The sequence below is a fragment of the Streptomyces sp. NPDC034084 genome, assembly GCF_055575535.1.
Genome location: NZ_JBVISK010000001.1, coordinates 946,663 through 973,388 on the forward strand (window position 1 = coordinate 946,663; position 26,726 = coordinate 973,388).

The following is a 26,726-nucleotide window of genomic DNA, read 5'->3' on the forward strand; positions in this document are numbered from 1 at the left end:
AGCCCCGGACCGAGCCGGTCAGCGGACCGGGCGGTTCAGCCTCACCCGTACGAGGGTGGTCTCCACGTCGCTGTCGACGAGGCGCCCCCGCGCGTCGAAGGCCTCGGGGCCGTCCGTCATCCCGAAGTCGTTGTCGTTGAGCAGGACGAGGGTCGAGGAGCCCTCGACGGCGACGCCCTCGATCTTCCCGGGGACGCCCTCGACGGTGTTGAGGTCGATCACCAGCCGCTTGCCGAGCACCGGCACCCCGGCGGCGGCCGAGTCGTCGAGCTGCTCCAGGGTGGGCTCCGCCCCGGTGTCCCAGGGGGTGCCGAGGAGGTCGACGCCGCGGCGGAGGCGGACCTCGTAGAGGCGGGCGGCCTTGTCGGTGCGCTCCTGCACGAGGAGGCGGTCGCCGCCGACGGCGACGAGCGCGGAGAGCTTCAGCTCGGAGGTCCTGGTCTGGCCGGGCTCGACGGTGCCGACGGCGTCGAAGCGGTAGGCGTACTCGGCGGTGACCCGGTTCCGGCGGGGCGAGAAGCGCAGCAGCCGGGTCGTGCGGGAGTTCTCCCCGGAGACCTTGTCGGGGTTGAGCAGCGGGCTCTGCAGGCCGAGGACGAGATCGCCGTCGGGCAGCAGCGCGAGGCCCTCGAAGCCGCGGTTGACCTTGCGCTGGAGGAAGATCGACGGCAGCGACTCGACGACCGGGTAGTCGGCACCGGTCAGGCCGAGCCCCTGGGGCACGTGGCGGGCGAGGACCCGGCCCCGGGCGGAGACGTGCACGAGCGAGGGCCCGTACTCGTCGGCCAGCCAGAAGCCGCCGTCCCGGTCGCGGACGAGGCCCTCGGTGTCCAGGCCGTTCGGGTCGTACGCAAGCGGGGTGGAGGCGTCGTACGAGTACGGGGCCTCGTCGCGTCCCGGCTGGTTCGGCAGACCGGTCACGGGGGCGCCGGATGCCGTGGTCAGCGGGATGGACTTCAGGACCTGGATCCGGCCGCCGACGGCGCGGATCTTGACGATGGCCGGGTCGAAGCCGGGCACGGGGAAGGTGCGCCGCTTGTCCTTGCCGACGACTGTCTGGCCGTTGGGGCCCCGATCGGTGACGGTCCAGTACTCGCCGCGCCGCTCGGCCGGGTACAGGTCGCTGCCGATGCCGCCGAGGTCCACGCCCCGGTCGTCGGCGACGCTGCCCGGCAGCATGCCGTTGCTGAAGGCGGCCAGCGGGAGGTCGGGCAGGGCGGAGGTGGAGACGACCCGGGCGGCGGGCCGGCCGTGGTGCGCCGGGGTGGCGTCGGCCGTCCCGACGACCACCGAGAGCGCGAGCGCGGTGGACAGGACCAGGACGGCGAGGGCGGGCCGGCGCAGGAGGCGCGGATTCATCTGTACTCCCTGGATGACGTGGAAGGGCGCCGGTGAGGGCGGCCTCATGGTCCAGTCCTCCGCGCAACGCGGGGCGACGTGTTCACGACGCCGGGGGGAGCCCCGGGTGAACGCCCGGTCCGCCCTCGTACGTCGAAGGGGATGTCTCAAGACACTTCCTAGTACCGGTCGAGGATGAGCCGCGTCTTGAGGATGTCCCCGTGGTACAGCCAGCCGTTGGCCTCGGCGACGGCGATCGCGTCCGCGTGCAGGTCGGCCGCGGCGGTGTACGAGTCGGTCTTGAAGGAGAGCTCGACGACGTGCTCCGTGCCCGTTCCGCTCGCGCCGACCACCGGCAGCACCTCGATGCTCGCGTCGTCGGAGGGCCCCCAGGTTCCGCCGTACACCTTGGCGGTGACGGGTCCGTGGGCGCGGGAGGCCTGGAGGGTGGTCTTCCCCCAGTCGGTGCTGTTCCAGTCGTCCAGCTCGCCGGGGATGTCGTTGACGAGCCAGGTGCGGCCGGTCGTGCTCGTCGGCATCGCGGTGCCGGAGTAGCCGCTCGCGCTGTGGGACTTCTCGTGGGAGAAGCCGAGGGTCTGCTTGGCGTAGCCCCAGTCGACCTCGGCCTCGTAGTCGGTGTCGCCGCTGTCGAAGCCGGCCGCGTCGGCCGTGGTGAGCGCGGCGTCGATGTCGCCGTTCGTGACGGGGAACCGCTTCTTGTACGTCTCCTCGAACGACGAGCCGCTCTTGTGACGGAGGCGCACGCTCCAGCCCTGGGCGTCGAGGGCGAGCGCGTCCGTGTCGTAGTAGCCGTACGAGCGGGCCTTGGCGGAACCGGTGATGCCGAAGGCCGACTTGACCGCCGCGCTGGGCGCGTAGCTCGCGTCGAGGGCCGCCGCGGTGAGGTTGATCTTCACCTCGTACGTCGGGAGGGCGTCGGCCGCGGCGTATGCCGGCGAGGTCGGGGCGAGGAGGACGGCGGCGACGGCGAGCGCGACGGCCGAACCGGCGGCGGCCGGGCGCGTGGCCCGGGGCGGGAAGGTCATGCGCCGATGGTCACGAGCGCGGGTGAGGACCGCGTGACCCGCGGACGTGGCCCGGGTGAACCGGCGGCGTCGGAAACCGCACGGGCCCTACCGCCGCAGCAGGTTCGCGCCCACGTCCGCGGGGACGGCTTCCCGGGCGGGGGTGCTGTCCGGGCCGGGGCGCCGCATGCCGGGGACGGGCGTGGTGGGGGTGGTGCGGTGGAGGAGGACGGTGCCGTCCCGGTGCCAGACCGTCGTGTAGCCGTGGGCGAGGAGGAGTTCGACCCGCTGTCGCTGTTCCTCGGTGGAGGCGAAGGGGAAGGTGCGGTCGTTCACCCGGAGGAGGACCCAGTCGGCGCCGCGCGGAGTCCCGTCGGCGATGACGACGTCCGTACGGGCGGTCAGGCGGGGCGCGATCGTGTTGTCGGCCTCCACCGTCGCGCCGTCGGGGATGAGCGCGGCCGCCGTGGCGAGGGGGCGTTTGTCCGGGGACGGCCGCCAGAAGTCCGGGCGGACGAGGAGGTTCAGGCCGAGGACGACGGCCGCCGCGGAGGAGAGGACGAGCGCGGTGACCGCCCAGGAACGGATTCCGCGACGCGCGTGCAGCCGGGCCAGCGTCTCCAGGGCGGCCGTCAGGAGGATCGGCCACAGGAAGGCGTCGTAGTGGTTGATCACCGGCCAGTGGTTGGGGTTGTCGGAGAGGACGCGCTCCGCGAGGAGGGGGACGGCGAGCAGGAAGGTCGGGGAGCCGAGCGGGAGGAGGGCGAGGGAGCCCAGGATCCAGGCCACCATGGCGACTTTCACGAAGGGGGTGACGGCGACCTGGAGCAGGACCCACGGGGCGGTGAGGACGTGGGCCAGGGCGTCCCCCGGGTCGGCGCCGAGGCGCCCGTACGACCAGTAGTAGCCCTCGGGGCCGCCCATCGCCGGGATGAACCATCCGATCACGACGGCCGACACCAGCGGTCCGATCACGGCGAGCGCGATCCCCGTGGCGCGGCCCGTGCGGTGGACGGCGCGGTGGGCGCGGACCGCGAGGACGAGGCCGTACGCGCCGACGACCAGGCCCATGTCCTCCTTGGCCGTGCACAGCAGGGCCGCCCAGGAGGCGGTGGCGCCGTAGCGGTGGGCCAGTCCCCGTTCCAGCATGAGGAGGGTGAACGGGACGGCGAAGGCGACCTCGTGGAAGCCGTTGTAGGCGGAGTTGAGCAGCGGCCAGCCCAGGGCGTACACGAGTGCGGCGAGGTCGGCCGCCCTGCGGACGACCTGGGACTCCGCGTTCACGAAGGCATGCCGGGCGATGCGGCGGACGACCGGCACGCCCGCCGCGAACAGCGCGGCCTGCGCGAGGATCAGGGTCCGCGGGTCGTCCCACAGCCGGTAGAGCGGCGCGAGGAGGGCGAGCGCGGGGGTGAAGTGGTCGCCGAGGAGCGAGAAGCCGGGCGGGAATTCGTGGTGGACGTTCTTGATCGGCGACCTCGGCAGCTCGAAGTGGGCGTACGCCCGCACGGCCTGGTCGAAGATCCGAGGTCGAAGCCCGTGGCGCGCAGGGCCGTCCAGGACTGCAGCCCGAGGCCCGCGCAGACGAGGAAGCAGAGGGCGGCGGGCGCGAGCCCCCGGCCGCCGCCGTCCACGGTCCCCGCGGGAGCCGTCGCCGTGTCCCGTACCGCTGACGGGCGCGGGCGCGGCACACGGACCGTGGCCTCGCTCGGCGGGTCGGTGGTGACGGATGGCGACGCGGGTCCCATGGCCACGACACTACGTTGCGTCCGCGGGCGGTCGGGGAGGGAGAATCGCGCCATGGTGATCACCGCGCGCGCCCTCAACCGCTCCACGCTGCATCGGCAGTTGCTCCTGGAGCGGGCGCCGCTCGGGGTGCCGGAGGCGGTACGGCAGGTGGTGGGCGTGCAGGCGCAGCACCCCGGATCGGCCTACGTGGCGCTGTGGAACCGGGTCGCCGGCTTCGACCCGGGGGATCTCGACGCGGCTCTGAGCGGCTTCGAGTTGGTCAGGTCGACGCTGATGCGACTCACGCTGCACCTGGTGCACGCCGAGGACTACCGGGCGTTCCGGGAGGGCATGGAGCCGACGCTGCGCGGTTCGCGGCTGCACGATCCGCGGTTCAAGGCGGCGGGGTTCACGGCCGCCGACGCCGACGCGCTGCTGCCCGGCCTCCTGGCGTACGCCGGGACCGCGCGGACCGGCGCCGAGCTGCGGGGGCACATCGAGGAGGGCCGGGGCGGGCCGGTGGAGGCCGTGGTCTGGCGGATGGTGCGGCAGTACGCGCCGCTGTGGCACGCGCCGACGGGGCCGCCGTGGTCGTTCGGGGCCGCGCAGTCCTTCGTGACGGCGAGCGAGCTGCCTGCGCTCGGCGACCCGGAGGCGTCCGCCGCCGGTCTGGCCGTGCTGGTCCGGCGCTATCTGGAGGGCTTCGGGCCCGCGTCCGTACCGGACATGGCGCAGTTCACGACGGCCCCGCGCGGCCTGGTGCGGGAGGCGGTGACGTCCCTGGCGGACGGCCTCGTCCGCCTGGAGGGGCCCGACGGCACGGTGCTGTACGACGTGCCGGGGGCGGCGCGGCCCGGCGAGGACGTCCCGGCGCCGCCCCGGCTGATGGCGATGTGGGACAACGTCCTGCTGGCCTACGCGGACCGCAGCCGGATCATCCCGCCCGCGTACCGCAGGCACGTCATCCGCGTGAACGGCGACACGCTCCCCACGCTCCTCGTCGACGGGCACGTGGCCGGGGTCTGGCGGCCGGTCGACGGCGGGATCGAGGCGTCGGCCTTCCACCCGCTGACGGCCGGGGACTGGGACGGGCTCGCGGCCGAGGCGGCGGCCCTGGGGGCGCTGCTCGCCGGCCGCGATCCGTGGGTGTACAGGCGGTACGACCACTGGTGGGCGAAGGGCCTGCCGGCGGCCGAGACCCGGACACTGCCGTACTGACATTCCGTCAGTTCTCTTAGCGGGAGGCCGGGGCTGCGGACGTCGACGCGGGGTTCGCCGACGAACCCGGGCCGCCCGCCGCCTCCGTCGACACGCCCCTGACGCCGTGCGTGCCCGTCCTGACGCTTCCCCTACGGGAGAAGTCCTCCCCATTGCCAGCCACCGGGAACGGACATATCTTCGAGCCGACACCTACGGACCGGGATGCTCGTCAGTCCCGGGGCGGTCCGCCGTTCACGGGCCGGACGGCGGGGAGCGCACCTCCTGGACGACGGAGGGGCGCTGGACGCCGGGCGTACGGGATACCCGTATCCACGTACCCGCAGGAGCTGAGCAGTCCATGAGCAAGCACGTCCTCGCCCAGAACCAGTACGGCAAGGCCGAGAACCGCATCGTCACGGTCACCCGCAAGGGCGGCGACGGCGCGTGGCACGAGATCCGCGACCTGAACGTGTCGGTGGCGCTGCGCGGGGAGTTCCGCGAGGTCCACCTGACCGGCGACAACGGCAACTGCCTGCCGACCGACACCACCAAGAACACGGTCTACGCCTTCGCCAAGGAGCACGGCGTCGACTCCCCCGAGGCCTTCGGCATCCTCCTCGCGCAGCACTTCGTGAGCTCCCAGACCGTGATCCACGAGGCGCAGATCCGGATCGAGGAGTACACCTGGGAGCGGATCCCGGTGCCCTCGCGCAAGGAGCAGCACTCCTTCGCCCGCAAGGGGCAGGAGGTCCGCACCGCGCAGATCACGTACTCGGAGCACACCGGGCTCCAGGTCCTGTCGGGCCTCAAGGAGCTGACGGTCATGAACTCGACCAACTCCGAGTTCCACGGCTTCATCAAGGACCGGTACACGACGCTCCAGGAGGCCTACGACCGGATCCTGGCCACCAAGGTGACCGCCCGCTGGGCGAACTCGGCCTCGGCGGCGGCGAACCCCGGGCACGACTGGGACGCCTCGTACGCGAAGGTGCGGCGCCACATGCTGGAGGCGTTCGCGGAGACGTACAGCCACTCGCTCCAGCAGACCCTGCACGCGATGGCGGACCGGGTCCTCGACCACGTCTCCACGGTCAACGAGGTGCGGCTCAACCTGCCGAACAAGCACCACTTCCTGGTGGACCTGGAACCGTTCGGCCTGAAGAACGACAACGAGGTGTACTTCGCGGCCGACCGGATGTACGGCCTGATCGAGGGCACCATCCACCGGGACGGCGTCCAGCCGGTCATCGCGACCAGCGACTGGATCACCGCCTGAGCCGCCTGAGCCGCTAGGTCATCCGAGCCCGGCCGCCGTCTCCACTCCCAGCCATACGGCTCCGAGTCCGGCGGCCAGGCTCCCGGCCACGTTCAGCGCCGCGTAGCTCCTCGCCCCGTTCTCGTACAGCCGGAACGTCTCGTACGAGAAGGTGGAGTACGTCGTCAGCGCACCGCACAGGCCCGTGCCGAGCAGCAGGTGCGCCTGCGCCGAGGAGACGCCGGTCAGCAGGCCGAGGACGAGCGACCCGACGACGTTCACGGCGAACGTGCCCCACGGGAAGACCGAGTCGTGGCGAGCCTGGACCGCGCGGTCGGTGAGATAGCGCAGGGGCGCGCCGACGGCGGCCCCCGCCAGGACGAGCAGCCAGTTCACGCGTGCCTCCCCCGGCCGCGTACGACCGTCCGGGCGGCGGTGACGCCCGCCCAGACGGCGGCGAGGGCGGCGAGCAGGGTCCCGCCGAGGTAGAGGAGTCCCCGCGTCGGGTCGCCCGCGCTCAACAGGCGCTGGATGTCGAGCCCGTACGTCGAGAAGGTGGTGAACCCGCCGCAGACACCGGTGCCGAGGAAGGGCCGGAGCAGCGGATGCGGGGCGGTCGTGGTCTCGGTGAGGAGGACCATGAGGATGCCGAGCACCGCGCAGCCGGACGCGTTGACCGTGAGGACCGTCCAGGGGAAGGCGCCGTCGGGGGTGGGCCAGGCGAGCGAGGCGCCGTAGCGCGCGGCCGCGCCGAGGGCGCCGCCGGCGGCGACCACCGCGACGGCCGGCAGTTCCCCGCGCAGAGCCATGCGCCCAGCGTACGAGAGCCGCCCGTGCCCCCCGTCAAGGCGAGGCGCACAGGCGCGGTCCCCGGCCTGGGGCATTAACCGGGGTCCGGCCCGTGCAGCCTCGCTCTGCGATGGTCCGGCCACGCCCTGCGACGGGTCAAAGCGGGGCCGGCGAGTCTGTCAGATCCCCCCTCGGGGTATGACGGAGCCCCATGACAGGGGTGCGTGGCATGTCGGCGGTGGGGGCTCTGACCTGCGGCGACACGAGGGGAGGTGGTCCGGCCACCATCCTGAATCCATTTCGGGTGCCGGGTACACCTCGTGCCCGTGCGCGGGTCCGGGCGAGGGTGGTGGAGCAGCGGGAGGGAGCTGCGCAACCTTCGGGCAGGAGTGTCGTGAGTACATCCGTCGCAACCAAGCGCAGGACCGCCACCGGGACCGTCGGCCCGGCCGTGCCCCTGGGCGTCGTCAGGTCCTCCGGCGGCGCGGCCGACTCGCGCGGGGACGTCTACGCCGAGCTGTGTGCCGCGCTGTTCTCCGGCTTTCCGCGCCGCGACCAGCGCCTGAAGGCCGAGCAGTACCTGCACGGCCTGCTCACCGCGCAGGGCCGCAAGTCGATCCGTAACATCGCCGCCCAGATCGGCGGGCCGGCGGCCGAGCAGAGCCTGCACCACTTCGTGTCCAGTTCCACCTGGGACTGGCAGCCCATGCGGGCCGCGCTCGCCCGGTACCTGGAGCGCAACAGCTGCCCGCAGGCGTGGGTGGTGCGGCCGATGCCGATCCCGAAGGCCGGGGAGCACTCGGTGGGCGTGGACCGGCGTTTCGACCCGGAGCGCGGGCAGGTCTTCCACGGGCAGCAGGCGTTCGGGGTGTGGTTCGCGAGCGACGAGCTGAGCGTGCCGGTCAACTGGCGGCTGTTCCTGCCGGATCCCTGGGTGAACGACCGCACGCGGCGCGACCGCGCGGAGGTCCCGCAGGAGGCCGGCGAGGAGACGCTCGAGGAGTGCGCGGTCGCGGCGGCGCTCGACACCGCCCGCTGGTCCGACGTCACCCGCAAGCCGGTGCTGCTCGACATCCGGGGCGGTGCGGGGCGGGCGGCCCTGACGCGGCTCGCCGGGGCGGGGGTGCCGGTGGTGGCCCGGATCAACCCGGGCTCGCGGCTCGCGATCGCCGATCGTTCGCTGCCGGGCTTCGGGGCGGGCCCGCTGTCCGCGGTGCAGATCCTGGAGTCGCTCAAGGGGCTGCGCAGGCCGGTGAGCTGGGTGGACACGGTGGCGGGGGCGCGGACCTCGCGGACCTCGCTCGCGACGGCCGTCCGGGTGGCGCTGCCCACGCCGGGCGGGGAGCGGATGCGTCCGCTCGTGCTGCTCGGCGAGTGGGACGACCCGCGCCGGGCCCCGGCCCGGGTGTGGATCAGCGACCTGACGGGCTCTCCGGTCGGTTCGCTGGTGCGGATCACGAAGCTCGGCCGCCGGGTGGAGCGGGACTTCGCGGAGGTCGGCGAGGGGGCGGGGCTGCGGGACTTCGTGGGCCGTTCGTTCCGCGGCTGGCACCGTCACATCACGCTGGCCTCGGCGGCCCACGCGGCGACGGTCATGGCCGGCGGCTGGGACGCGGCGTACGACACGGGATACGGCCCGCGGCGCTCGGCGAGCTGAGGGCCGGCCCCGTGGTCGGGGGAGCCAGGCGCGTCAGGCCGGTCCGGCGGGCCCCGCGGGTCCCGTCTGCCCGCGTCCGCGGGCCAGGACCTCGCGGGTGCGCTGGAGGCGCAGCGCCAGCTGGACCTCCAGGACCTGGCCGGGCTTCTGCCATTCGGGGCCGAGGAGTTCGCCGATCCGCTCCAGACGCCGGGAGACCGTGTTGGGGTGGACGTGGAGCGCCTCGGCCGCGTTCGTGGGGCTGCCGCCCGACGCGAAGTACGCCTCCAGGGTGTGGGTGAGGTCGGTGAACCGCTCGGCGTCGTAGTCCAGTACGGGTCCGATCGCGGCCTCGACGAAGCCGTCGACGTCGTTGTCGTCGGAGAGCAGCAGCCCCAGGAAGCCGAGGTCCTGCACGGAGGCGGCCGAGCCGGTGCCGCCGAGCGCGCTCATCGCGTCCAGGCAGCGGCCGGCCTCCTGGTGGATCCGTCCGATGCCGTCCGGGCTCTGGGCGGGACCGGCGGCGGCGACGGAGACGGGGTGCCCGAGCAGCGGGGACAGCTCGGCGGCGACGGCCTTGGCGGCGGCCGAGGCGTCGATGCCGGGGAGCAGCAGCACGATGCAGCCGCCCTGCACGGTCTTGAGGCCGGAGAGCCGGTACGCGTACGAGGACGCCCACACCACCGCCCGGCCCTGCTCGCCGCCCTCGGGCCTGGCGAGCACGAGGACGTGCGGGCGGCGCAGGTCGACGCCGAGGCGGCGGGCGCGCTGGGCGATCTGCTGCGGGGCGTGCGGCGGGTCGGCGATGAGGTCGTCGAGGAGTTCGTCGCGGACGGGTCCTTCGGCGACGGCGGTGGAGCGGCGCATCAGGAGGAGGAAGGCGACGGACTGGGCGGCGAGTTCGAGGAGACGTTCGTCCTCGCCGGTGAGGCCCCCGGCGGCGCGGATGACGAGGCCTCCGAGGTCCTCGGAGCCCGCGATGACCGGCGCGACCCAGGTGTCGTCGGCGGCGAGGACGGGGCGGCGGCGGGCGTGGGCGTCGAGGGACGCCTTGGCGACGGCTTCCTCGTCGAGGCCGGGGATGTCTCCTGCGGCGGCGAGGGGGCGGCCGCCGGGGTCGCGGATCAGGACGGTCGCGTCGAGCGCGTCGGCGGCCGCCTTGGCGACGTGGCACAGGTCGCCGCCGGCGAGGACGAGGTTCATGATGCGGCCGTGGGCCTCGCTGACGTGCCGCATCCGGGTGAGGCTGGTGCGCACCCGGGAGCTGTCCCGCTCCAGTTCGGAGACCTCGGCCCGGGTCCGGTCGAGGAGCCCGGCCTTCTCGACGGCGAGGGCGGCGAGGTCGGCGAGCCCCGCGAGGAGCCCGATCTCCTCCCCGGTGTGGTGGCGGACGCGCCGGTCCGCTCCGTAGAGGACGCCGATCACGGTGTCTCCGCTGCGCAGCGGGGCGGCGACGATCGCGTGGAGTCCCTCGGCGCGCAGGGCGGATTCGGCGGCCTCGTCGAAGGCGGGGGCGTGGACGCCGGCGTCGAGGGAGCCGGAGGGGGCGAAGCGCTCGTCGGCGAGGTAGTCGGCGGTCCAGACGGGTTCGCCGTGCAGCTGGACGGCGCCGCCGAGTCCGTACCCCTCGGCGAACCGCAGTCCGGGAGCGAGGCGCGGGCCGGGGCCGGTCGCGGTGCGGGCGCCCTCGGTGGTGTGGACGTAGCAGGCGCCGTGTTCGCCGCGCAGGGCCACATAGGCGAGGTCGAGCCCGAGGAGCCGCCGGGCGCGGCGGGTGATGACGCGCAGCAGGCTGTCGAGGTCGTAGGAGAGGGTGAGGTCGCGGGCGGTGTCGGTGAGGGCGGCGAGTCCGGCCTCGCGGCGGGCGTCGCGCGCGTGTCCCGAGCGGACCTCGGCCGCGAGTTCCACGGCCCGCTCCAGGCGGTGGAGTTCCTCGCCGGCCGTCCCGGTCCGCCGGGCGTCGTCGAGGAGGGCGTCGAAGTCGGCGGGCGGGGCCTGCCGGGCGAGCAGTTCGAGGACCGTGAGCAGCGCGTCGGCACCACCGGCTCCGTCCGCGCCGTGCAACGTCATGGCCCCTACCCCCGTGGTCGAGCGAAATCGGGCACCTGGGAGGAAACCCGTACTGCTCGCCGAAAGTAATTCGGCTTCGGGAGTCGGTCAACGGTGAGTTGCCGCACTTCATTCCCCCTGACGGGCATTCCGTCCGGCGGACGGCCCCCCGGGCGGGTGTCGGTCGGGCGCCGGTCGGTCAGCCGACGGAGCCCGCGGGGACGAGCCGGGGGCGTGCGGGGCCGTACTGCGCCGAGCCGTACTGGGCGGGGACGTACGGGGCGGGAACATGCGCGGCCGGGACGTGTGAGGCGGGGGCGTACCGCGCGGGGGCGTACTGCGACGGGATCCGTGGGCCGTACGCGGGCCGGCCGGCCGTCTCCCGTACGGCCAGGACCGAGCGCTGGAGCCGGCGGAGCCGCGCCGAGGGTTCCCTGCCGCTCTCGCCCCTGAGGTTCACGCGCAGCCGCTCGTACACGGTGAGGGCCTCGTCGTGCTGTCCGCAGCGCAGCAGGGCGACCATGAGGTGGGCGTGGAGGGGCTCGTTGGTGCGGTAGCGGGCGACGAGTCCGGTGAGTTCGGAGACGAGTCCGGCGTGCCGGCCGAGGCCCAGCTGTGCTTCCACCCACTGGTCGAGGACGCTGAGCCGCGAGGTCTCGAGGCGCTCGATCTCCCTGCGGAGCCGGGGCCCCGCGGCCACGCCCGCGTAGGGTTCGCCGCGCCACAGGGCGAGCGCCTCGCCGAGGCGGAGCGCGGCCCGGGACAGGTCGCCGGCCTCCATGGCCCGGTAGCCCGCGCCTGCCGCGCGCTCGAACTGCCAGACGTCGTGCGCGCCGCCGCCGGTGTCGAGCCGGTAACCGCCGGGCTGGGATACGAGGATGGCGTCGGCGCTGCGCCGGTCCGACCAGCCGTGCCGGGGCTCGGCCGGGTCGCTGTCGCGCAGGGCGCCGGCGATCAGGGTCCGCAGCTCCGCTATGTGCGCCTGGAGTTCGGCGCGGGCGCCGCGCGGCGCGCCGGACGGCCACAGCTCCTCGGTCAGGACCGTCACGGGGACGACCTGGTCGGCGCTGGCCGTGAGCAGGGCGAGCAGCTGCCGGGGCGCGGCCGCCGTCGGGGTGATCGACACCCCGTTCTCACGTACCGACAGTCCCCCCAGAATCCGGACGTCCACCTTGCCCCCTCAGTGCCTGTGCGGTGTCTGCGCGCGGGATGACTCCCGATGATTAGAAAAGACCCCCGTAGGCATGTCAATAAGAAACCGGAGGGTACGGAATGGCACCCCCGGATATCGTGGTGATTCACCCCCTTTGTCGGGATTTCAGGGCGTCAGGTTTTCGTCAGTGGCGCAGATCCCGTGCATGCCGAGAGACTGTTTCCGGACTCGGGGGTACGCTTTCGCAGGGTCCTAGCGGATGCGAGGAGGGCTTCCACCCGCGAGTTCACGCCAGAAACCGGCACGGCGGTACGGTCTACTCGAGCACGGCGGCGGCGGTGAGCAGACCGAACGCGAGGGTGATCAGGGCCGTACGGACGCGGTGGAAACCGTTCCAGCGCTTCTCGAAGGCGGCCCGGACCGCCGACGGATCGCCCGCCGGGCCAGCCGTCGGATCGCCCGCCGGGCCGGCCGTCGGACCGCTCGCCGGCACCTTCTCCGACTCCGCGAGGGCCGTGTTGAGCGGGATGTTCCCGCCGATGGTCACCGCGTGGTTGAGGGCCGCGCAGACGAGTCCCGCGAGGACCAGCCACTTCTGCGTGTCCGTCCGCCCCTCCTGGGGGACGAGGAACGCGGCGGCGGGGAAGGCGATCACCCCGAGGAAGACCGTCAGGAACACGGCCCTCGGCACGTACTCGTTGATCCGGCGCATCGCCGTGACGAACTCCGGGTCCGTCAGACGGGCGAGCGCGGGCATGATCCCGGCCTGGAAGATCAGCATGAAGCCGGCGTAGAGACCGGTGCACACGACGGCGAGGGCGAGCAGCAGGGTGGCCATGCGGCCATTCTGACCCGCCGCCCGCCGCGCGCGTCAGCTGTACGGATCACCCGACCCCGACTCGCCCTCCCTGGAAGGGTTCTCACCCTCCTCGGGGCCGCGCAGCTCCTCGGCCTGACGGACGGCCTCGGCCAGCTCACGGACGACCGCCGAACCCGACCGGCCGGTGATCGCTTCGGCGCGCTCCGCGAGCACCCGCAGCCCCGGGCGGCCCGGCAGGTCCCCGCCGCGCAGCGCGTCCGCGAAGTAGGCGGCGATCGCCGTCAGTTGCAGACTGTCGTGACCGTCGCCCCAGATGTCCCCGGCGAGCGCCGGGGAGCCGGTCGCGACCGTGCCGGAGCGCTCGCGCGGGGCCCGGGTGGCCGGGTCGAGCCAGCGGACCGTGGCGGTGGCGAGCGTACCGGCCGCCCCGGCACGGGCCTTGACCGCGTAGAGCGCGGTGACCGTGTGCCCCGCCCCGACCTCGCCGCCGTCCACCCGGTCGTCGCGGAAGTCGTCGTCGGCGACCGCCCTGTTCTCGTAGCCGATGAGCCGGAACTTCTCGACGTTCCCCCGGTCGAAGGCGACCTGCGCCTTGGCGTCCCGGGCGCGCAGCTCGACGTGGGCGGGCAGCTGGTCGACGAAGACCTTGCGGGCCTGCGCCGCGTTCGAGACGTACGCGGTCTGCCCGTCGCCCTTGTCGGCGAGCCGCTCCATGAACGCGTCTCCGTACTCGCTGCCGACGCCCACGCCGAAGAGCGTGATGCCGTACTCCCTGCGCTCCTCGTCGATGCGCGCGAGGATCGACTCGGCCTCGGTGTCACCGGTGTTGGCGAGCGCGTCGGAGAGCAGTACGACCCGGTTGGTGGCGCCCTTCCGGTGGCCGGCGACGGCGACGTCGTAGCCGGTGCGGACGCCCGCCTCCACGTTCGTGGAGGAGCTCGTCGCCAGGGCGTCCACGACCTCGCGGATCCGGCTCCGGGCCTCTCCGACGCGGGTCATGGGCAGCCGGGTCTCGGCCTCGGAGCTGAAGGTGACGAGCGCGATCGAGTCGTCGTCGCGGAGTTCGCCTGCGAGCAGCCCGAGGGACTCCTTGACCAGGTCGAGCCGGCCCGGCTCGTCCATCGAGCCGGAGACGTCGACGACGAAGGTGAGGGCGGCGGGCGGGCGTTCGGCTCCCCGGTCGGCGCCCCGGGTGGCGAGCCCGACCCGGAGCAGAGACCAGCCGTCGGCGCCGGTGCGGGCCCCGTCGAGGGTGACGCTGAAGCCGTTGTCCTTCGGGCGCGGGTAGTCGGGGCGGAAACTGTTGACGAACTCCTCGGGACGGACGGTCGCCGGGTCGGGCAGCCGCCCCTCGGCGAGGGCGCGCCGGGCGTAACCGTACGAGGCGGTGTCCACGTCGAGGGCGAAGGTGGACAGGTAGTCGGGGGCGGGCGACGGGGAGCGCTGCTCGCCCTCCTGCGGCGCGGCCGTGCCGGTGCGCCCGCCGTCGGGGACGGCGCCGCCCCGCTCCGGCGCGCGGACGCCGCTCCTGTCCGCGTTGCTCCCGTCGCCGCCCGCGCCGCAGCCGGTGACGGCGAGTCCGGCCGCGAGCAGCGCCGCGAGCACGGCGGGGAACCGGGCCCCGCGGCGCCGGGTCACCGGCTCGTCGTGTCGTTCCATCTCATCTCCCCCTCGTCGTACGTCACTTGTGAATGTGACGAACGAGAGGCCCGCAGGGAGCCGTCGAAGGAGTTGCGGATGGATCTCGATGCGGCAACGGCGACGCGGGTGAAACGACCTGGCATGGATTCGCCATCCTTCTCAACAGGGGTTGTCACCGTGTGCAGTCGCGTGCGTACATGGAGTGGACATCGATCGGGCGGGGGTGGTCAGCGGTGGCAGACAGCGCGGGCTCCGTGATGCTCGCCCGGTCGGCGATGAACCGGGCCGCGACCGAGGGACAGCGGCCCGCCGGGCGGCCGGTCCGGGGTGCGCGGCGGATCAGTGCGGCGCTCGCCGGGCTGGCCGCCTCCACCCGGTACGAGCTGCTGACCTTCGACGACCCGGTCGCGTCCGCGGGCTGCGCGATCCCCGAGCCGTTCCTGGAGCTGGCGGGAGCGTGCATGCGGGCCGCGGCGGAGCGGGCCGAGGAGGTCAGACGGATCGTCCCGCGCCATGCGCTGCCCCGGATCGTGGAGGGGCTCCGGTTGCCCGGCCAGGCCCGGCTCGCGGACTCCATCCCTTTCAAGATGATCCTCGTCGACCGGACGGTGGCGGCGGTGCCGCTCGATCTGGAGCTGCTGTACAACGGGCTACTGCTGATCCGCGACCCGGTGGTCGTGCAGGCCCTCGTCCGGGCCCACCACGCCTGCTGGGTGACGGCCGAGGAGCTGACCTACGCGAAGGCGCCGTCCCCGCCGCCGCCCCGGGACCTGCCGCCTCAACTGCGCCCGGTGCTGGACGCGCTCCTTTCCGGGGTCACGGATGAGACGGCGGCCGCCCGGCTCGGGATGTCCGCGCGGACGTACAGCCGCAGGGTGGGCGAGCTGATGGCGGCCCTCGGTACGACGAGCCGCTTCCGCGCGGGCGCGGAAGCGGCTCGGAGGGGGTGGCTGTGAGGAGACGGGGGGAACCGCTACGAGACGATGTCCTTGCGGGCGAAGCCGCGGAAGGCCAGCGCGAAGAGGACCAGGGCGTACGTGACGGAGATCGCCGTGCCCTTCACCATGCCGCCCCACTCCAGCTGGGGCTGGAGCGCGTCGATCCAGGCGAACTGCCAGTGCGCGGGCAGGAAGTCGCGCCAGTCGCCGAGGGCCGTGACGGCGTCCAGGACGTTGCCGACGATGGTGAGGCCGACGGCTCCGCCCACCGCGCCGAGCGGGGCGTCGGTGCGGGTGGACAGCCAGAAGGCGAGTCCGGCGGTGACCAGTTGGGAGGCGAAGACGAAGGCGACGGCGATCCCGATCCTGAGCAGGGCGTTCCCGGCGGGCACGGAGCCGCCGGTGGGCAGCTGGAGTGGCCCCCAGCCGTAGGCGACCGTGCCCGCCGCCAGGGCCACGAGCGGAAGGAGGACCATCGCGGCCGCGCTGTAGGCGAGGGCGACCGCCAGCTTTGAGGCGAGGAGCCTGGAGCGCGGGACGGGCGCGGCGAGCAGGTACCGCAGGGAGGACCAGCTCGCCTCGGAGGCGACCGTGTCCCCGCAGAACAGCGCCACCGGAATGACGAGGAGGAAGCCGGCCGAGACGAAGAGGCAGGTCGCCGCGAAGTTGGCGCCGGAGGCCGTCGCCGTGTCCATGAGGGTGATGCGGCCGTTGCGGTCACCGTTCCCGGCGCCGCCGATCGCGAAGGCCGCGATGAGGACGAAGGGGAGGGCGACGAGGATGCCGCCCATGATCAGTGTCCGTCGGCGCTTCCACTGGCGGAGGGCTTCGACGCGCAGGGGCAGGGTGCGGCCGGGCCGGTAGCCGGGGGCGCTCGTGGGCGTGGTGGCCGTGGCGGTCACGCGGCTCCTCCGATCAGGGTCAGGAAGGCGTCTTCCAGACGCCGGTGAGGGCCGACGCCGGTCAGGGGCACGTCCAGGCGGACGAGTTCGCCGATGAGGGCGGTCGGGTCGAGGCCGTCGAGGCGGACCAGGAGGCCGCCGTCGGCGCGGGCGGCGGAGCCGATGCCCGGCACGCCGCCGATCTTTTCGACCAGGGCGTCGGGGACGCTCTCCCCGAGGGTGACGAGCAGGGTGTCGCCGGAACCGGTGATCTCGGCGACCGGGCCGGCCTGCACGAGTCGCCCCCGGTCCATGACGACCAGATGGGTGCAGGACTGTTCGACCTCGGCGAGGAGGTGGCTGGAGACGATGACGGTTCGGCCGCCGGCCGCGTACCGGATCATCACCTCGCGCATCTCGCGGATCTGCGGCGGGTCGAGTCCGTTGGTGGGCTCGTCGAGGATCAGCAGGTCGGGCAGGCCGAGCATGGCCTGGGCGAGGGCGAGGCGCTGCCGCATGCCCTGCGAGTAGGTGCGGACGGCGCGTTCGAGGGCGCCGCCCAGGTTCGCGATGCGCAGGGCCTCGTCGACGTGGGCGTCCCCGGCCGGGCGGCCGGTGGCCTTCCAGTACAGGTCCAGGTTCTCCCGCCCGGACAGGTGCGGCAGGAAGCCGGCGCCCTCGACGAAGGCGCCGACGCGGGAGAGCACCGGGGCGCCCGGCCTGACGGCCTGGCCGAAGACCCGGATCTCGCCCTCGTCGGGGGTGATGAGGCCCATCAGCATGCGCAGGGTGGTGGTCTTGCCCGCGCCGTTCGGCCCGAGGAGGCCGAGGACCTGGCCCCGTTCGACGCGGAAGGAGAGGTCCTGGACGCTGTATCGGTCGCCGCCCCTGTACTTCTTCGACAGGCCGGTGATCCGGAGGGGTACGGAGGCCGGTGCGGGGTCGGGTGCGGGAGCGGTCGTCCTGCGGCGGGCGGTGAGCAGCAGGGCGGCGGCGACGGCGAGGCCGAGGAGCGGCAGGCCCCACACCCACCAGGGCAGGGCGGCGGCCTGCGTGGAGAGGCCGGGTGCGGTGGGGACGGTGAGCGGGCTCTCGACGGCGACGGTGTAGCCGGCGGGGACCGTCGGGGAGGCGTAGCCGAGGTCGGTGGCGGCGACGACGAGCCGCAGCCGGTGCCCGGCCTCCACCTCGTGGTCGATCGCGGGCAGGGCCAGGGTGACGCTCTTTCCTGCCTTGGCGCCGTCGACGCGGACGGGGGTCACGAGCTGGGCGGGCAGCACCTGCCGCCGTCCGTCGGGCCCCACGTCGTACACCTTGGCGAAGAGGACGGCGGAGCCGTCGGTGGCGGTGGAGGTGACCCTGAGGCGGACGGTCGGCGATCCGCTGATCCGCAGGGCCTCGGTCCGCGGCTCCGCGTCGAACCGGGCGTGCTGGCCGGGGAAGTCGAGGGAGAGTCCGAGGCCGAGGGAGGAGAGTCCGGAGAGTCCGGCGCCGAGGCCGGGGACGGCAGTCACGGCGGGCGGTGCGGCGCCCGGCGGGTTGGTGAAGGTCTGCGGGGCTCCGCCGAGGGGAAGGCTCTCGGTGCCGGAGGCGAGTCCCGGGTAGCGGTCGGCGGTCGCGGCGCGCAGGGTGGCCTGCCCGTCGGTGGAGTCGACGCCTCCGGTGCGGCTGACGCGGAAGGCGGGGCCGGTGTCGACGGAGGTGTCGCGCTTGAGCCAGCGGTCGAACCAGGTGGTGACGCGGTGTTCGACGCGCTCGGTCTCGCGGTCGCCGCCGTCGTGGCCGCCGGAGATCCAGTCGACGGCGACGGGGGCTCCGTTGGCCTGGAGGGTGCGGGCCATGGCGTCGGACTGGGCGAGGGTGAAGAGCGAGTCGGACTGGCCCTGGACGAGGAGCGCGGGCACCTTGAGGCGCGCGCCGACGGCGGAGGGGCTGCGGGCTTCGAGGAGGGCGCGGGCGGCGGGGTCGGGCTTCCCGGAGACGGCGACGCGCTGGTAGAGGGAGCAGAGTTCGGCGGTGAACCGTCCGCAGGAACCGTTCTTCGCGGGCCCGGGGCGCTGCGCGGGCCGGCCCCCGGCGGCCTGGCCGGCGGCGGGCGGCTCGCCCGCCGAGAAGAAGATCCCGGCCCAGAGCTTCTTGAAGACGCCGTTCGGGAAGAGGGCGTCGGCGAGGTTCCAGTAGGTGATCTGCGGGGCGATCGCGTCGACGCGCGGGTCGTGGCCTGCGGCGAGCAGGGAGATCGCGCCGCCGTAGGAGGCGCCGGTGACGCCGACGCGCGGGTCGCCGGGCTTGTCGAGGAGGACCTCGGGGCGGGCGGCGAGCCAGTCGATCAGCTTCCGTACGTCCTTGACCTCGTGGTCGGGGTCGTTGAGGCCGATCTCGCCGGTGGAGGCGCCGAAGCCGCGGGCGGACCAGGTGAGGACGGCGTAGCCGTGGCGGGCGAGGTCCTCGGCCTGGGCGCGGACGTCGTCCTTGGAGCCGCCGAAGCCGTGGCCGAGGAGGACGGCGGGGCGACGTCCGTCGCCGGAGCCCGTGAAGTACGAGGTGTCGAGCCGTGCCCCGTCGACGTCGAGCGTCCGGTCCGCGCGGTGCACGGGCGGTGGATCGTCCTGGGCGACGGCGGTCCACGTGCCGGCGCCCGCGAGGACGGCGAGCGCTGCGGTGACCGCGGCCCACCGGGGAAGTCGGAGTCGCATGATGTCGAGCCTAGGGGTCCCGCCCGTCCGCGGCGGCTGCCCAGGGACGGAGCCGCCCCACCTCCTGGGGTCGTACGACGCCTCCGCCCCGTACCGCGGGCGCGGTACGGGGCGGTGGGGCTGCCGGTCGTGTCAGTGGTTGCGCGGGAAGCCGAGGTCGACGCCCGCCGGGGCCTCGGACGGGTCCGGCCAGCGGGTGGTGACGACCTTGCCGCGGGTGTAGAAGTGCACGCCGTCGTTGCCGTAGATGTGGTGGTCGCCGAAGAGCGAGTCCTTCCAGCCACCGAAGGAGTGGTAGCCCACGGGCACCGGGATCGGCACGTTCACGCCGACCATGCCGGCCTCGACCTCCAGCTGGAAGCGGCGGGCGGCGCCGCCGTCACGGGTGAAGATCGCGGTGCCGTTGCCGAACGGCGAGGCGTTGATGAGGGCGAGGCCCTCCTCGTACGTCTCGGCGCGCAGCACGCAGAGGACCGGGCCGAAGATCTCGTCCTGGTAGGCCTTGGCGGAGGTCGGCACGCGGTCGAGGAGGGACAGGCCGATCCAGTGGCCGTTCTCGTGGCCCTCGACGGTGTAGCCGGTGCCGTCGAGGACGACCTCGCAGCCCTCGTCCGCCGCGCCGTGGACGTACGAGGCGACCTTGTCGCGGTGGACGGCCGTGATGAGCGGGCCCATCTCGGAGGTGGGGTCGGTGCCGGGGCCGATCTTGATCTTCTCGGCGCGCTCACGGATCTTCTGGACGAGCTCGTCGCCGATGGAGCCGACGGCGACGACCGCGGAGATCGCCATGCAGCGCTCGCCGGCCGAGCCGTACGCGGCGGAGACGGCCGCGTCGGCGGCGGCGTCGAGGTCGGCGTCCGGGAGGACCAGCATGTGGTTCTTCGCGCCGCCGAGCGCCTGGACGCGCTTGCCGTTGGCGGAGGCGGTGGTGTGGATGTACCGGGCGATCGGGGTCGAGCCGACGAAGGAGATCGCGGAGACGTCCGGGTGCTCCAGGAGGCGGTCGACGGCCACCTTGTCGCCGTGGAGGACGTTGAAGACGCCGTCCGGGAGGCCCGCCTCGGCGAGCAGCTCGGCGATCTTGAGGGACGGCGAGGGGTCCTTCTCGCTCGGCTTGAGGATGAAGGTGTTGCCGGTCGCGATGGCGATGGGGAACATCCACATCGGCACCATGGCCGGGAAGTTGAAGGGCGTGATGCCGGCGACGACGCCGACGGGCTGGCGGATCGAGGCCACGTCCACGCGGTTCGAGACCTGGGTGGACAGCTCGCCCTTGAGCTGGGTGGTGATGCCGCAGGCCAGGTCGACGATCTCCAGGCCGCGGGCGACTTCGCCGAGCGCGTCCGAGTGGACCTTGCCGTGCTCGGCGACGATCAGCTCGGCGATCGCGTCGCGGTTGGCGTCGAGGAGCGCGCGGAACTTGAAGAGGATCGTGGTGCGCTGGGCGAGCGAGGAGGTGCCCCAGGCCGCGAAGGCGTCCTTGGCGGCCGCGACGGCCGCGTCGACCTCCTCGACGGAGGCGAGGGCGACCCGCGTGGTGACGGCACCGGTGGCCGGGTCGGTGACCGGGCCCCAGTTGCCCGACGTGCCCTCGACGGTCTTGCCACCGATCCAGTGGTGGACGCTCTTCGTCATGACGAGTTACTCCTTCAGGGCCTTCAGAGATGGCGGCGTCGGGCGGTGACGTGCCGGTCGTACTCCTCGCGGGCCTTGACCGCCGACGGGCGGGTCGACGTCTCGGCCACGGGCACATCCCACCACGCCTGGGCCGGGGGCGGGCCCGACACACTGTCTGCCGTTTCGGTCTCGACGTAGACACATGTGGGATCCGTGGCCGTGCGGGCGTCCGCGAGGGCTTCCCGCAGGTCACGCACGGTGCGGGGGCGCAGGACGCGCATCCCGAGGGAGGCGGCGTTGGCGCCGAGGTCGACGGGGAGCGGGGGGCCGGTGAAGCTTCCGTCGTCGGCCCGGTGGCGGTAGTCGGTGCCGTACCGTTCGGCGCCGACGGCCTCGGAGAGTCCGCCGATGGAGGCGTACCCGTGGTTCTGGAGGATGACCAGCTTCAGGGGCAGCCGTTCCTGCACGGCGGTGACGATCTCGGTCGGATTCATCAGATACGTACCGTCGCCGACGAGGGCCCAGACGGGCCGGCCGGGCGCGGCGAGGAGGACGCCGACGGCGGCGGGGATCTCGTAGCCCATGCACGAGTACCCGTACTCGACGTGGTACTGGTCGGACGAGCGGGCCCGCCACAGCTTGTGGAGGTCGCCGGGGAGCGAGCCGGCGGCGTTGATCAGGATGTCGCTCGCGTCGACCAGAGTGTCGAGTACGCCGAGGACCTGGGTCTGGGTGGGGCGGGCGTCCTCGTCGGGAACGGCGTAGGCGGCATCGGTCCGTTCCTGCCAGTCGACCTTGGAGGACATCCACTGGGCACTGTCCTGCCGGTGGTCGCCGAGGGCTTCGGTGAGGGCCGTGAGGCCTTCGCGGGCGTCGGCGACGAGCGGCAGGGCGCCCGTCTTGTGGGCGTCGAAGCCGGTGATGTTGAGGTTGAGGAAGCGGGTGCCCTCGGGGAAGAGGGTGCCGGAGGCGGTGGTGAAGTCGGTGTAGCGGGTGCCGACGCCGATGACCAGGTCACTGGTGCGGGCGAGGGTGTCGGCGGTGGCGGTGCCGGTGTGGCCGATGCCGCCGACGTCGCTGGGGTGGTCGTACGGAAGGACGCCCTTGCCGGCCTGGGTGGTGGCGACGGGGAGGTACGCGCGCTCGGCGAGGGTGCGCAGGGCGTCCTCGGCGCGGCTGTGCTTCACGCCGCCGCCGGCGATGATCATCGGCCGTCGGGCGGTTCTCACGGCCCGTACGGCGGCGGCGAGTTCGTCCGCGTCGGGGCGGGGGCGGCGCACGCGCCAGATCCGCTCGGCGAAGAACTCCTCCGGCCAGTCGTACGCCTCCGCCTGCACGTCCTGGGGCAGGGCGAGGGTCACGGCGCCGGTCTCGGCGGGGTCGGCGAGGACCCGGACGGCGGCGAGGGCGGCCGGGATCAGGGCCTCGGGCCGGGTGACCCGGTCGAAGTACCGCGAGACCGGGCGGAGGCAGTCGTTGACGGACACGTCGCCCGCGTACGGAAGTTGGAGCTGCTGGAGGACGGGGTCGGCGGGGCGGGTCGCGAAGGTGTCGCCGGGCAGCAGCAGGACGGGGAGGTGGTTGATCGTGGCGAGGGCGGCGCCGGTGACGAGGTTGGTGGCGCCGGGACCGATGGAGGTGGTGACGGCGTGCGCGGAGAGCCGGTTGCTCTGGCGGGCGTAGCCGACGGCGGCGTGGACCATGGCCTGCTCGTTGCGGCCCTGGTGGAAGGGCATGTGCTGCTCTTCGGTCAGCGCCTGGCCGATCCCGGCGACGTTCCCGTGGCCGAAGATGCCCCAGGTGGCGGTGATGAGCCGCTGCCGGGCGCCGTCGCGCTCGGTGTACTGGGCGGCGAGGAAGCGGACGAGGGCCTGCGCGACGGTGAGCCTCATGCGTATCCCTCCGTGTGGTCCGGGTGGAAGCAGATCTTCCACTCCCGCTCGGGTCCGGGGCCCGCCATGACGTTGAGGTAGTAGAGGTCGTGCCCCGGTTGGGCGATCGAGGGGCCGTGCCAGCCGTCGGGGACGAGGACCGCGTCGCCGTCCCGGACCTCGGCGAGCAGGTCGGCGCCGCCGGGCCGGGAGGGTGAGATCCGCTGGTAGGCGAGGCCTCGGGGGCCGGCGATCTCGTAGTAGTAGATCTCCTCCAGGTCGGACTCGGCGCCCGGGCGGTGCTCGTCGTGCTTGTGCGGCGGGTAGGAGGACCAGTTCCCGCCGGGCGTGACGACCTCGACGGCGATGAGCCGGTCGCAGCCGAAGGCGTCCGCCGAGGCGAAGTTCCGCACGCGGCGGGCGCGGTTGCCGCCGCCCCGGGTCTCGACGGGAACCTCCGGCGCGGGGCCGTAGCGGGCGGGGAGTCGTCGCTCGCACTTCGCTCCTGCCAAAGCGAAGCGGCCTCCCGCGCCGGAGGCGATCTGGGCGTGGGCGTCGCGCGGTACGTAGGCGAAGTCGGTCACTCCGTCGAACACGCTCGCGCGGCCCAGGAGTTCGATGATCTCGCCGTCGACGCGCACGCTACAGGCACCGGAGAGGGGAAGCACGACCCATTCGGAATCCCCGCTCTCGAAGGAGTGGATCTCCCCCGGTCCGAGGACGAGGACCCTGAGCGCGGAGTACGCCCATCCGGCCCGCCCGGGGTCGATGTCGACCGTGTACGGCCCGTGGGCGGCGGTCCCGGCGGGGAGGTGGAGGGAGGCGGGACGGTCGGCGCCAGGGGCGGGCGGCCCTGAACTCGGGGCAGGTGCGCGGGGCGCGGCGGGCGGCCCCGGGCTCGTGGAGGGCGGTCCGGCGGACGCGGCGGGCGGCGGCCCTGGGCTCGGGGCGGGGCGGTCGGCGTTCATGGGCCGATCCCTACCCCTTCTCCGGGATCGTTCCCGTGCCCGCCGCGAGGGCCTCGGCGATCTCCGTGGCGTCCGGCATGGCGGAGGAGCAGGCGAGACGGCCCGCGACGATCGCGCCGGCGGCGTTCGCGTGGCGCAGGACCGTGTCCAGGTCCCGGCCGGCGAGCAGTCCGTGGACGAGCGCCCCGCCGAACGCGTCGCCCGCCCCGAGCCCGTTGACGACCTCGACCGGCAGCGGCGGCACCTCGGCGCGCGTCCCGTCGGCGGCGAGCGCGAGGACGCCGGCGGGCCCCTGTTTGACGACGGCGAGCCGGACCGCGCCGGTCGCGAGGAGGGCGCGGGCGGCGGCCTCCGGCTCCCGCTCCCCGGTCGCGACCTCGCACTCGTCGAGGTTGCCGACGGCGACGGTCGCGTGCCGCAGCGCCTCGGCGTAGAAGGGGCGGGCCGCCGCCGGGTCCGTCCAGAACATCGGCCGCCAGTCCAGGTCGAGGACGGTGTGCTCCCGGCCGGACCTGGCCCGCAGCGCCTCCAGGGTCGCGGTGCGGCTGGGTTCGGCGCACAGGCCGGTGCCGGTCGCCCAGAAGACCCGGGCGGCGCGGATCTCGTCGAGGTCCAGCTCCTGCGTCCGGATCTCCAGATCGGGGGCCTGGGGGCGGCGGTAGAAGTACAGCGGGAAGTCGTCGGGCGGGAAGAGGGAGCAGAAGGTGAGGGGGGTGGGGTACGCGGCGACCTCGGTCACCCAGCGGTCGTCCACGCCGAAGCCCTTGAGTTCGCGGCGCAGGTAGGTTCCGAAGGGGTCGGCGCCGGTGCGGGAGACGAGCGCGGTGCGGCGGCCGAGGCGGGCGGCGGCGACGGCCACGTTGGCTGCGGAGCCGCCGAGGAACTTGCGGAAGGTGTCGACCCGGTCGAGTCCGACGCCGGTCCGGAGCGGGTACAGGTCCACGCCGAGGCGCCCCATGGTGATCAGCTCGTACGGCTCCGTCTCCACGCGCCACCTCTCGGTTCGGCCGCTCCGGGCTCCGCACCCAGGTCTAGCCGTCCGCCGGGAGGCGTGTCAACGATATGTCCGGACATTCGGACGACCGGCCAGGCCCGCTTGACGGTGCTCTCGGGCCCCGGCCAAGGTGGCGGTCATGACGAAGCCGTCGCCGCAGCCGTCGCCACCGTCCCGCATCCGTATCGGATCGGCTCCCGACTCGTGGGGGGTGTGGTTCCCCGACGATCCCCGGCAGGTGCCGTGGCAGCGTTTCCTCGACGAGGTGTCGGGTGCCGGCTACACGTGGATCGAGCTGGGTCCGTACGGCTATCTGCCCACCGATCCGGCGGTCCTCGCGGAGGAGACCGCGCGGCGCGGCCTGCGGGTCTCGGCGGGGACGGTCTTCACCGGGCTGCACCACGGCCCGGACGTCTGGGACCGGACCTGGGCGCACGTCGCCGAGAACGCCGCGCTCGCGCAGGCCATGGGCGCGGGCCATCTGGTGGTCATCCCGTCGTTCTGGCGGGACGACCGGACGGGCGAGGTCCTGGAGGAGCCGACGCTCACCGCCGCGCAGTGGCGGGACCTGACCCGGCTGACGGAGCGTCTGGGACGGGAGGTGCGCGAGCGGTACGGGCTGCGGATCGTGGTCCATCCGCACGCCGACACCCACATCGACGGCGAGGAGAGCGTGACGCGCTTCCTCGACGCCACCGACCCGGACGCGGTCGCGCTCTGCCTGGACACCGGCCACTACGCGTACGCCGGCGGGGACAGCGTCCGGCTGATCGGGACGTACGGGGAGCGGATCGGCTACCTCCACCTCAAGCAGGTCGACCCGGAGGTGCTGGCAGCGGTGGTGGCCGAGAAGGTGCCGTTCGGGCAGGCGGTGGCGCGGGGCGTGATGTGCGAGCCGCCGTCCGGGGTGCCCGCGCTCGAACCGGTGCTCGCCGCCGCCTCCGCCCTGGACGTGGACCTGTTCGCGATCGTCGAGCAGGACATGTACCCGTGCGACCCGGACGTCCCGTACCCGATCGCGCTGCGGACCCGGCGCTTTCTCCGCTCCTGCGGAGTGTGACCGGCGCGCGGCCCGGCGCATACCGCTCTGATCAGGGGTGACGCACGCGGACACGCCGGTGTCCGCGTGTGCCGCTTCCGTCACGCGGGTCGCTCCGCCGTCACGCTTGTCTCCGTTACGCGGGTCTTCCGTCACAGTCGTCCGACAGCCGCTCTCCTCCTGGAGGGCGGGGCGTTGCACCGGGCACAGGCTGATTGATCGCTTGATCGCAACCGCCCGCCCGCAGCGCCCCCGAACGGCACCCCCGCCTCCGCTGCGCGGCGCGCAGGGAGGTACCGGGCATGACGGACAGAAGGCTCTGGTCGTACAAGGACATCGCGGCGCACATCCGGGTGCAGCCCGACACGGTCCGCTCCTATCGGAAGCACGGACTCCTTCCGGATCCCGACCGCATGGAGTCGGGCAGGCCCTATTGGTACGCGGACACGATCCGCGCCTGGGTCGCCACCCGCCCCGGCAACAGGGGCCGCCGCGACTGACCCGCGCAAGGCCCCCATGGAGGGCCGGTCCCGGCGACCCCGGGCCCGGCCCTCCGCGCGTGTCACTGGCCGAACTCCTGGACGTCGCCGTCGACCCGGCGATCGCGCTCGACCGCGAGCGCCCACCGGTGAGCGCCCTCCCCGAATACGACATATCGGGTGTTTACCATGGACCCCGGTCGCACGCCCGCCCGGAACCGTGGACACCACGGGGCTTCATCCCGAGTGGACTTCATACCCCCCGGGGGTATAACCTCGGTGTCGCAAGGCCCCGAACCATCCAGGAGGAGAGCCCCATGTCCGCAGAGACGAAGACCGAGATCACCACCGTCTACCAGGTCAAGGGCATGACCTGCGGCCACTGCGAGGGCGCGGTCTCCGGTGAGATCTCCGAGATCCCCGGCGTCTCCTCCGTCACCGCCGTCGCCAAGACCGGCGAGGTCACCGTCGTCTCCGCCGCCCCGCTCGACCGCGAGGCCGTCGCCGCCGCCGTGGACGAGGCCGGCTACGAGCTGGTCTGAACCCCCCGCCGGACAGGCGTCGCAGGGCCGTACCGTTACGGGTACGGCCCCGCTCCCCTTTGGAACC

General features: G+C 73.6%; 22 protein-coding genes. 7 read left to right on the plus strand and 15 right to left on the minus strand.

From position 1 onward, the window contains the following. Positions 1-18: 18 nt before the first annotated feature. The 3 genes from ACZ51I_RS04315 to ACZ51I_RS04325 all read right to left on the minus strand — a co-directional run bounded on the left by ACZ51I_RS04315 (position 19) and on the right by ACZ51I_RS04325 (position 3,872). Positions 19-1,359, minus strand: a complete 1,341-nt coding sequence (locus tag ACZ51I_RS04315) for an esterase-like activity of phytase family protein (RefSeq protein WP_468871395.1) — start codon at positions 1,357-1,359, stop codon at positions 19-21. 158 nt (positions 1,360-1,517) lie between these two features. Next, positions 1,518-2,384 carry a hypothetical protein gene (locus tag ACZ51I_RS04320; RefSeq protein ID WP_468871396.1) on the minus strand — a complete coding sequence of 289 codons (867 nt, stop codon included), beginning with the start codon at positions 2,382-2,384 and terminating at the stop codon, positions 1,518-1,520. Between the two features lie 87 nt (positions 2,385-2,471). Beyond that, positions 2,472-3,872: a DUF2079 domain-containing protein gene (locus ACZ51I_RS04325; RefSeq protein WP_468871397.1), complete on the minus strand. Its 1,401-nt coding sequence runs from the start codon at positions 3,870-3,872 to the stop codon at positions 2,472-2,474. Positions 3,873-4,163: 291 nt separating this feature from the next. Here ACZ51I_RS04325 and ACZ51I_RS04330 point away from each other — a divergent pair, with 291 nt between their 5' ends. Beyond that, the gene (locus tag ACZ51I_RS04330) at positions 4,164-5,309 is read left to right on the plus strand and encodes a winged helix DNA-binding domain-containing protein (RefSeq protein WP_468871398.1); all 1,146 of its coding nucleotides are present in this window, start codon (positions 4,164-4,166) and stop codon (positions 5,307-5,309) included. Between the two features lie 340 nt (positions 5,310-5,649). Beyond that, positions 5,650-6,567 carry a factor-independent urate hydroxylase gene (gene pucL / locus ACZ51I_RS04335; RefSeq protein WP_468871399.1) on the plus strand — a complete coding sequence of 306 codons (918 nt, stop codon included), beginning with the start codon at positions 5,650-5,652 and terminating at the stop codon, positions 6,565-6,567. A gap of 18 nt (positions 6,568-6,585) precedes the next feature. Here pucL and crcB (ACZ51I_RS04340) read toward each other — a convergent pair whose 3' ends face one another. Next, a complete protein-coding gene (gene crcB, locus ACZ51I_RS04340; RefSeq protein ID WP_468871400.1) occupies positions 6,586-6,942 on the minus strand; it encodes a fluoride efflux transporter CrcB in 357 nt (118 codons plus the stop codon). Continuing rightward, the gene (gene crcB, locus ACZ51I_RS04345) at positions 6,939-7,355 is read right to left on the minus strand and encodes a fluoride efflux transporter CrcB (RefSeq protein ID WP_468871402.1); all 417 of its coding nucleotides are present in this window, start codon (positions 7,353-7,355) and stop codon (positions 6,939-6,941) included. The genes crcB (ACZ51I_RS04340) and crcB (ACZ51I_RS04345) overlap by 4 nt, the downstream gene beginning before the upstream one ends. Before the next feature lie 374 nt (positions 7,356-7,729). On the opposite strand from crcB (ACZ51I_RS04345), the gene ACZ51I_RS04350 reads away from it, so the two are divergent. Continuing rightward, positions 7,730-8,992 (plus strand): IS701 family transposase, encoded by a 1,263-nt coding sequence (locus tag ACZ51I_RS04350; RefSeq protein ID WP_468871403.1) that lies wholly within the window; start codon positions 7,730-7,732, stop codon positions 8,990-8,992. A 33-nt stretch (positions 8,993-9,025) separates the two neighbouring features. On the opposite strand, the gene ACZ51I_RS04355 is transcribed toward ACZ51I_RS04350, so the two are convergent. The 4 genes from ACZ51I_RS04355 to ACZ51I_RS04370 form a co-directional block, all read right to left on the minus strand. Then, positions 9,026-11,041: a helix-turn-helix domain-containing protein gene (locus ACZ51I_RS04355; RefSeq protein ID WP_468871404.1), complete on the minus strand. Its 2,016-nt coding sequence runs from the start codon at positions 11,039-11,041 to the stop codon at positions 9,026-9,028. A gap of 178 nt (positions 11,042-11,219) precedes the next feature. Continuing rightward, the gene (locus tag ACZ51I_RS04360; RefSeq protein WP_468871405.1) at positions 11,220-12,191 is read right to left on the minus strand and encodes an AfsR/SARP family transcriptional regulator; all 972 of its coding nucleotides are present in this window, start codon (positions 12,189-12,191) and stop codon (positions 11,220-11,222) included. A 298-nt stretch (positions 12,192-12,489) separates the two neighbouring features. Continuing rightward, positions 12,490-13,011, minus strand: coding sequence for an anthrone oxygenase family protein (locus ACZ51I_RS04365; protein ID WP_468871406.1), 522 nt, complete (start codon positions 13,009-13,011; stop codon positions 12,490-12,492). Positions 13,012-13,044: 33 nt separating this feature from the next. Continuing rightward, positions 13,045-14,652, minus strand: coding sequence for a vWA domain-containing protein (locus tag ACZ51I_RS04370; protein WP_468871407.1), 1,608 nt, complete (start codon positions 14,650-14,652; stop codon positions 13,045-13,047). Positions 14,653-14,867: 215 nt separating this feature from the next. Here ACZ51I_RS04370 and ACZ51I_RS04375 point away from each other — a divergent pair, with 215 nt between their 5' ends. Continuing rightward, positions 14,868-15,590, plus strand: a complete 723-nt coding sequence (locus ACZ51I_RS04375; RefSeq protein WP_468871408.1) for a helix-turn-helix domain-containing protein — start codon at positions 14,868-14,870, stop codon at positions 15,588-15,590. 17 nt (positions 15,591-15,607) lie between these two features. On the opposite strand, the gene ACZ51I_RS04380 is transcribed toward ACZ51I_RS04375, so the two are convergent. From ACZ51I_RS04380 to iolC, 6 genes are all read right to left on the minus strand, one after another. Next, positions 15,608-16,474 (minus strand): ABC transporter permease, encoded by an 867-nt coding sequence (locus ACZ51I_RS04380; protein WP_468871409.1) that lies wholly within the window; start codon positions 16,472-16,474, stop codon positions 15,608-15,610. Then, positions 16,471-19,149 (minus strand): alpha/beta fold hydrolase, encoded by a 2,679-nt coding sequence (locus ACZ51I_RS04385; protein ID WP_468871411.1) that lies wholly within the window; start codon positions 19,147-19,149, stop codon positions 16,471-16,473. Before ACZ51I_RS04385 ends, ACZ51I_RS04380 begins: the two co-directional genes overlap by 4 nt. Before the next feature lie 132 nt (positions 19,150-19,281). Next, positions 19,282-20,784: a CoA-acylating methylmalonate-semialdehyde dehydrogenase gene (gene mmsA, locus ACZ51I_RS04390; protein ID WP_468871412.1), complete on the minus strand. Its 1,503-nt coding sequence runs from the start codon at positions 20,782-20,784 to the stop codon at positions 19,282-19,284. A gap of 23 nt (positions 20,785-20,807) precedes the next feature. Beyond that, positions 20,808-22,658, minus strand: a complete 1,851-nt coding sequence (gene iolD, locus ACZ51I_RS04395) for a 3D-(3,5/4)-trihydroxycyclohexane-1,2-dione acylhydrolase (decyclizing) (RefSeq protein WP_468871413.1) — start codon at positions 22,656-22,658, stop codon at positions 20,808-20,810. Then, complete coding sequence (gene iolB / locus ACZ51I_RS04400) at positions 22,655-23,605, minus strand: 5-deoxy-glucuronate isomerase (protein ID WP_468871415.1); 951 nt, start codon at positions 23,603-23,605, stop codon at positions 22,655-22,657. Before iolB ends, iolD begins: the two co-directional genes overlap by 4 nt. A 10-nt stretch (positions 23,606-23,615) precedes the next feature. After that, positions 23,616-24,563, minus strand: coding sequence for a 5-dehydro-2-deoxygluconokinase (gene iolC, locus ACZ51I_RS04405; protein WP_468871696.1), 948 nt, complete (start codon positions 24,561-24,563; stop codon positions 23,616-23,618). 175 nt (positions 24,564-24,738) lie between these two features. Here iolC and ACZ51I_RS04410 point away from each other — a divergent pair, with 175 nt between their 5' ends. From ACZ51I_RS04410 to ACZ51I_RS04420, 3 genes are all read left to right on the plus strand, one after another. Then, positions 24,739-25,659 (plus strand): sugar phosphate isomerase/epimerase family protein, encoded by a 921-nt coding sequence (locus ACZ51I_RS04410; protein WP_468871416.1) that lies wholly within the window; start codon positions 24,739-24,741, stop codon positions 25,657-25,659. A gap of 281 nt (positions 25,660-25,940) precedes the next feature. Continuing rightward, complete coding sequence (locus ACZ51I_RS04415; protein ID WP_468871418.1) at positions 25,941-26,138, plus strand: MarR family transcriptional regulator; 198 nt, start codon at positions 25,941-25,943, stop codon at positions 26,136-26,138. A gap of 296 nt (positions 26,139-26,434) precedes the next feature. Continuing rightward, positions 26,435-26,659 carry a heavy-metal-associated domain-containing protein gene (locus ACZ51I_RS04420; protein WP_468871419.1) on the plus strand — a complete coding sequence of 75 codons (225 nt, stop codon included), beginning with the start codon at positions 26,435-26,437 and terminating at the stop codon, positions 26,657-26,659. The last annotated feature ends 67 nt before the right edge of the window (positions 26,660-26,726 follow it).

What these genes read in the sequence shown, in the direction of transcription:
- ACZ51I_RS04315 (WP_468871395.1), bottom strand. Translation starts at nt 1,359, where the DNA reads ATGAATCCGCGCCTCCTGCGCCGGCCCGCCCTCGCCGTCCTGGTCCTG.
- ACZ51I_RS04320 (WP_468871396.1), bottom strand. Translation starts at nt 2,384, where the DNA reads ATGACCTTCCCGCCCCGGGCCACGCGCCCGGCCGCCGCCGGTTCGGCC.
- ACZ51I_RS04330 (WP_468871398.1), top strand. Translation starts at nt 4,164, where the DNA reads ATGGTGATCACCGCGCGCGCCCTCAACCGCTCCACGCTGCATCGGCAG.
- pucL (WP_468871399.1), top strand. Translation starts at nt 5,650, where the DNA reads ATGAGCAAGCACGTCCTCGCCCAGAACCAGTACGGCAAGGCCGAGAAC.
- crcB (WP_468871402.1), bottom strand. Translation starts at nt 7,355, where the DNA reads ATGGCTCTGCGCGGGGAACTGCCGGCCGTCGCGGTGGTCGCCGCCGGC.
- ACZ51I_RS04355 (WP_468871404.1), bottom strand. Translation starts at nt 11,041, where the DNA reads ATGACGTTGCACGGCGCGGACGGAGCCGGTGGTGCCGACGCGCTGCTC.
- ACZ51I_RS04365 (WP_468871406.1), bottom strand. Translation starts at nt 13,011, where the DNA reads ATGGCCACCCTGCTGCTCGCCCTCGCCGTCGTGTGCACCGGTCTCTAC.
- ACZ51I_RS04370 (WP_468871407.1), bottom strand. Translation starts at nt 14,652, where the DNA reads ATGGAACGACACGACGAGCCGGTGACCCGGCGCCGCGGGGCCCGGTTC.
- ACZ51I_RS04385 (WP_468871411.1), bottom strand. Translation starts at nt 19,149, where the DNA reads ATGCGACTCCGACTTCCCCGGTGGGCCGCGGTCACCGCAGCGCTCGCC.
- mmsA (WP_468871412.1), bottom strand. Translation starts at nt 20,784, where the DNA reads ATGACGAAGAGCGTCCACCACTGGATCGGTGGCAAGACCGTCGAGGGC.
- iolD (WP_468871413.1), bottom strand. Translation starts at nt 22,658, where the DNA reads ATGAGGCTCACCGTCGCGCAGGCCCTCGTCCGCTTCCTCGCCGCCCAG.
- iolB (WP_468871415.1), bottom strand. Translation starts at nt 23,605, where the DNA reads ATGAACGCCGACCGCCCCGCCCCGAGCCCAGGGCCGCCGCCCGCCGCG.
- iolC (WP_468871696.1), bottom strand. Translation starts at nt 24,563, where the DNA reads ATGGGGCGCCTCGGCGTGGACCTGTACCCGCTCCGGACCGGCGTCGGA.
- ACZ51I_RS04410 (WP_468871416.1), top strand. Translation starts at nt 24,739, where the DNA reads ATGACGAAGCCGTCGCCGCAGCCGTCGCCACCGTCCCGCATCCGTATC.
- ACZ51I_RS04415 (WP_468871418.1), top strand. Translation starts at nt 25,941, where the DNA reads ATGACGGACAGAAGGCTCTGGTCGTACAAGGACATCGCGGCGCACATC.
- ACZ51I_RS04420 (WP_468871419.1), top strand. Translation starts at nt 26,435, where the DNA reads ATGTCCGCAGAGACGAAGACCGAGATCACCACCGTCTACCAGGTCAAG.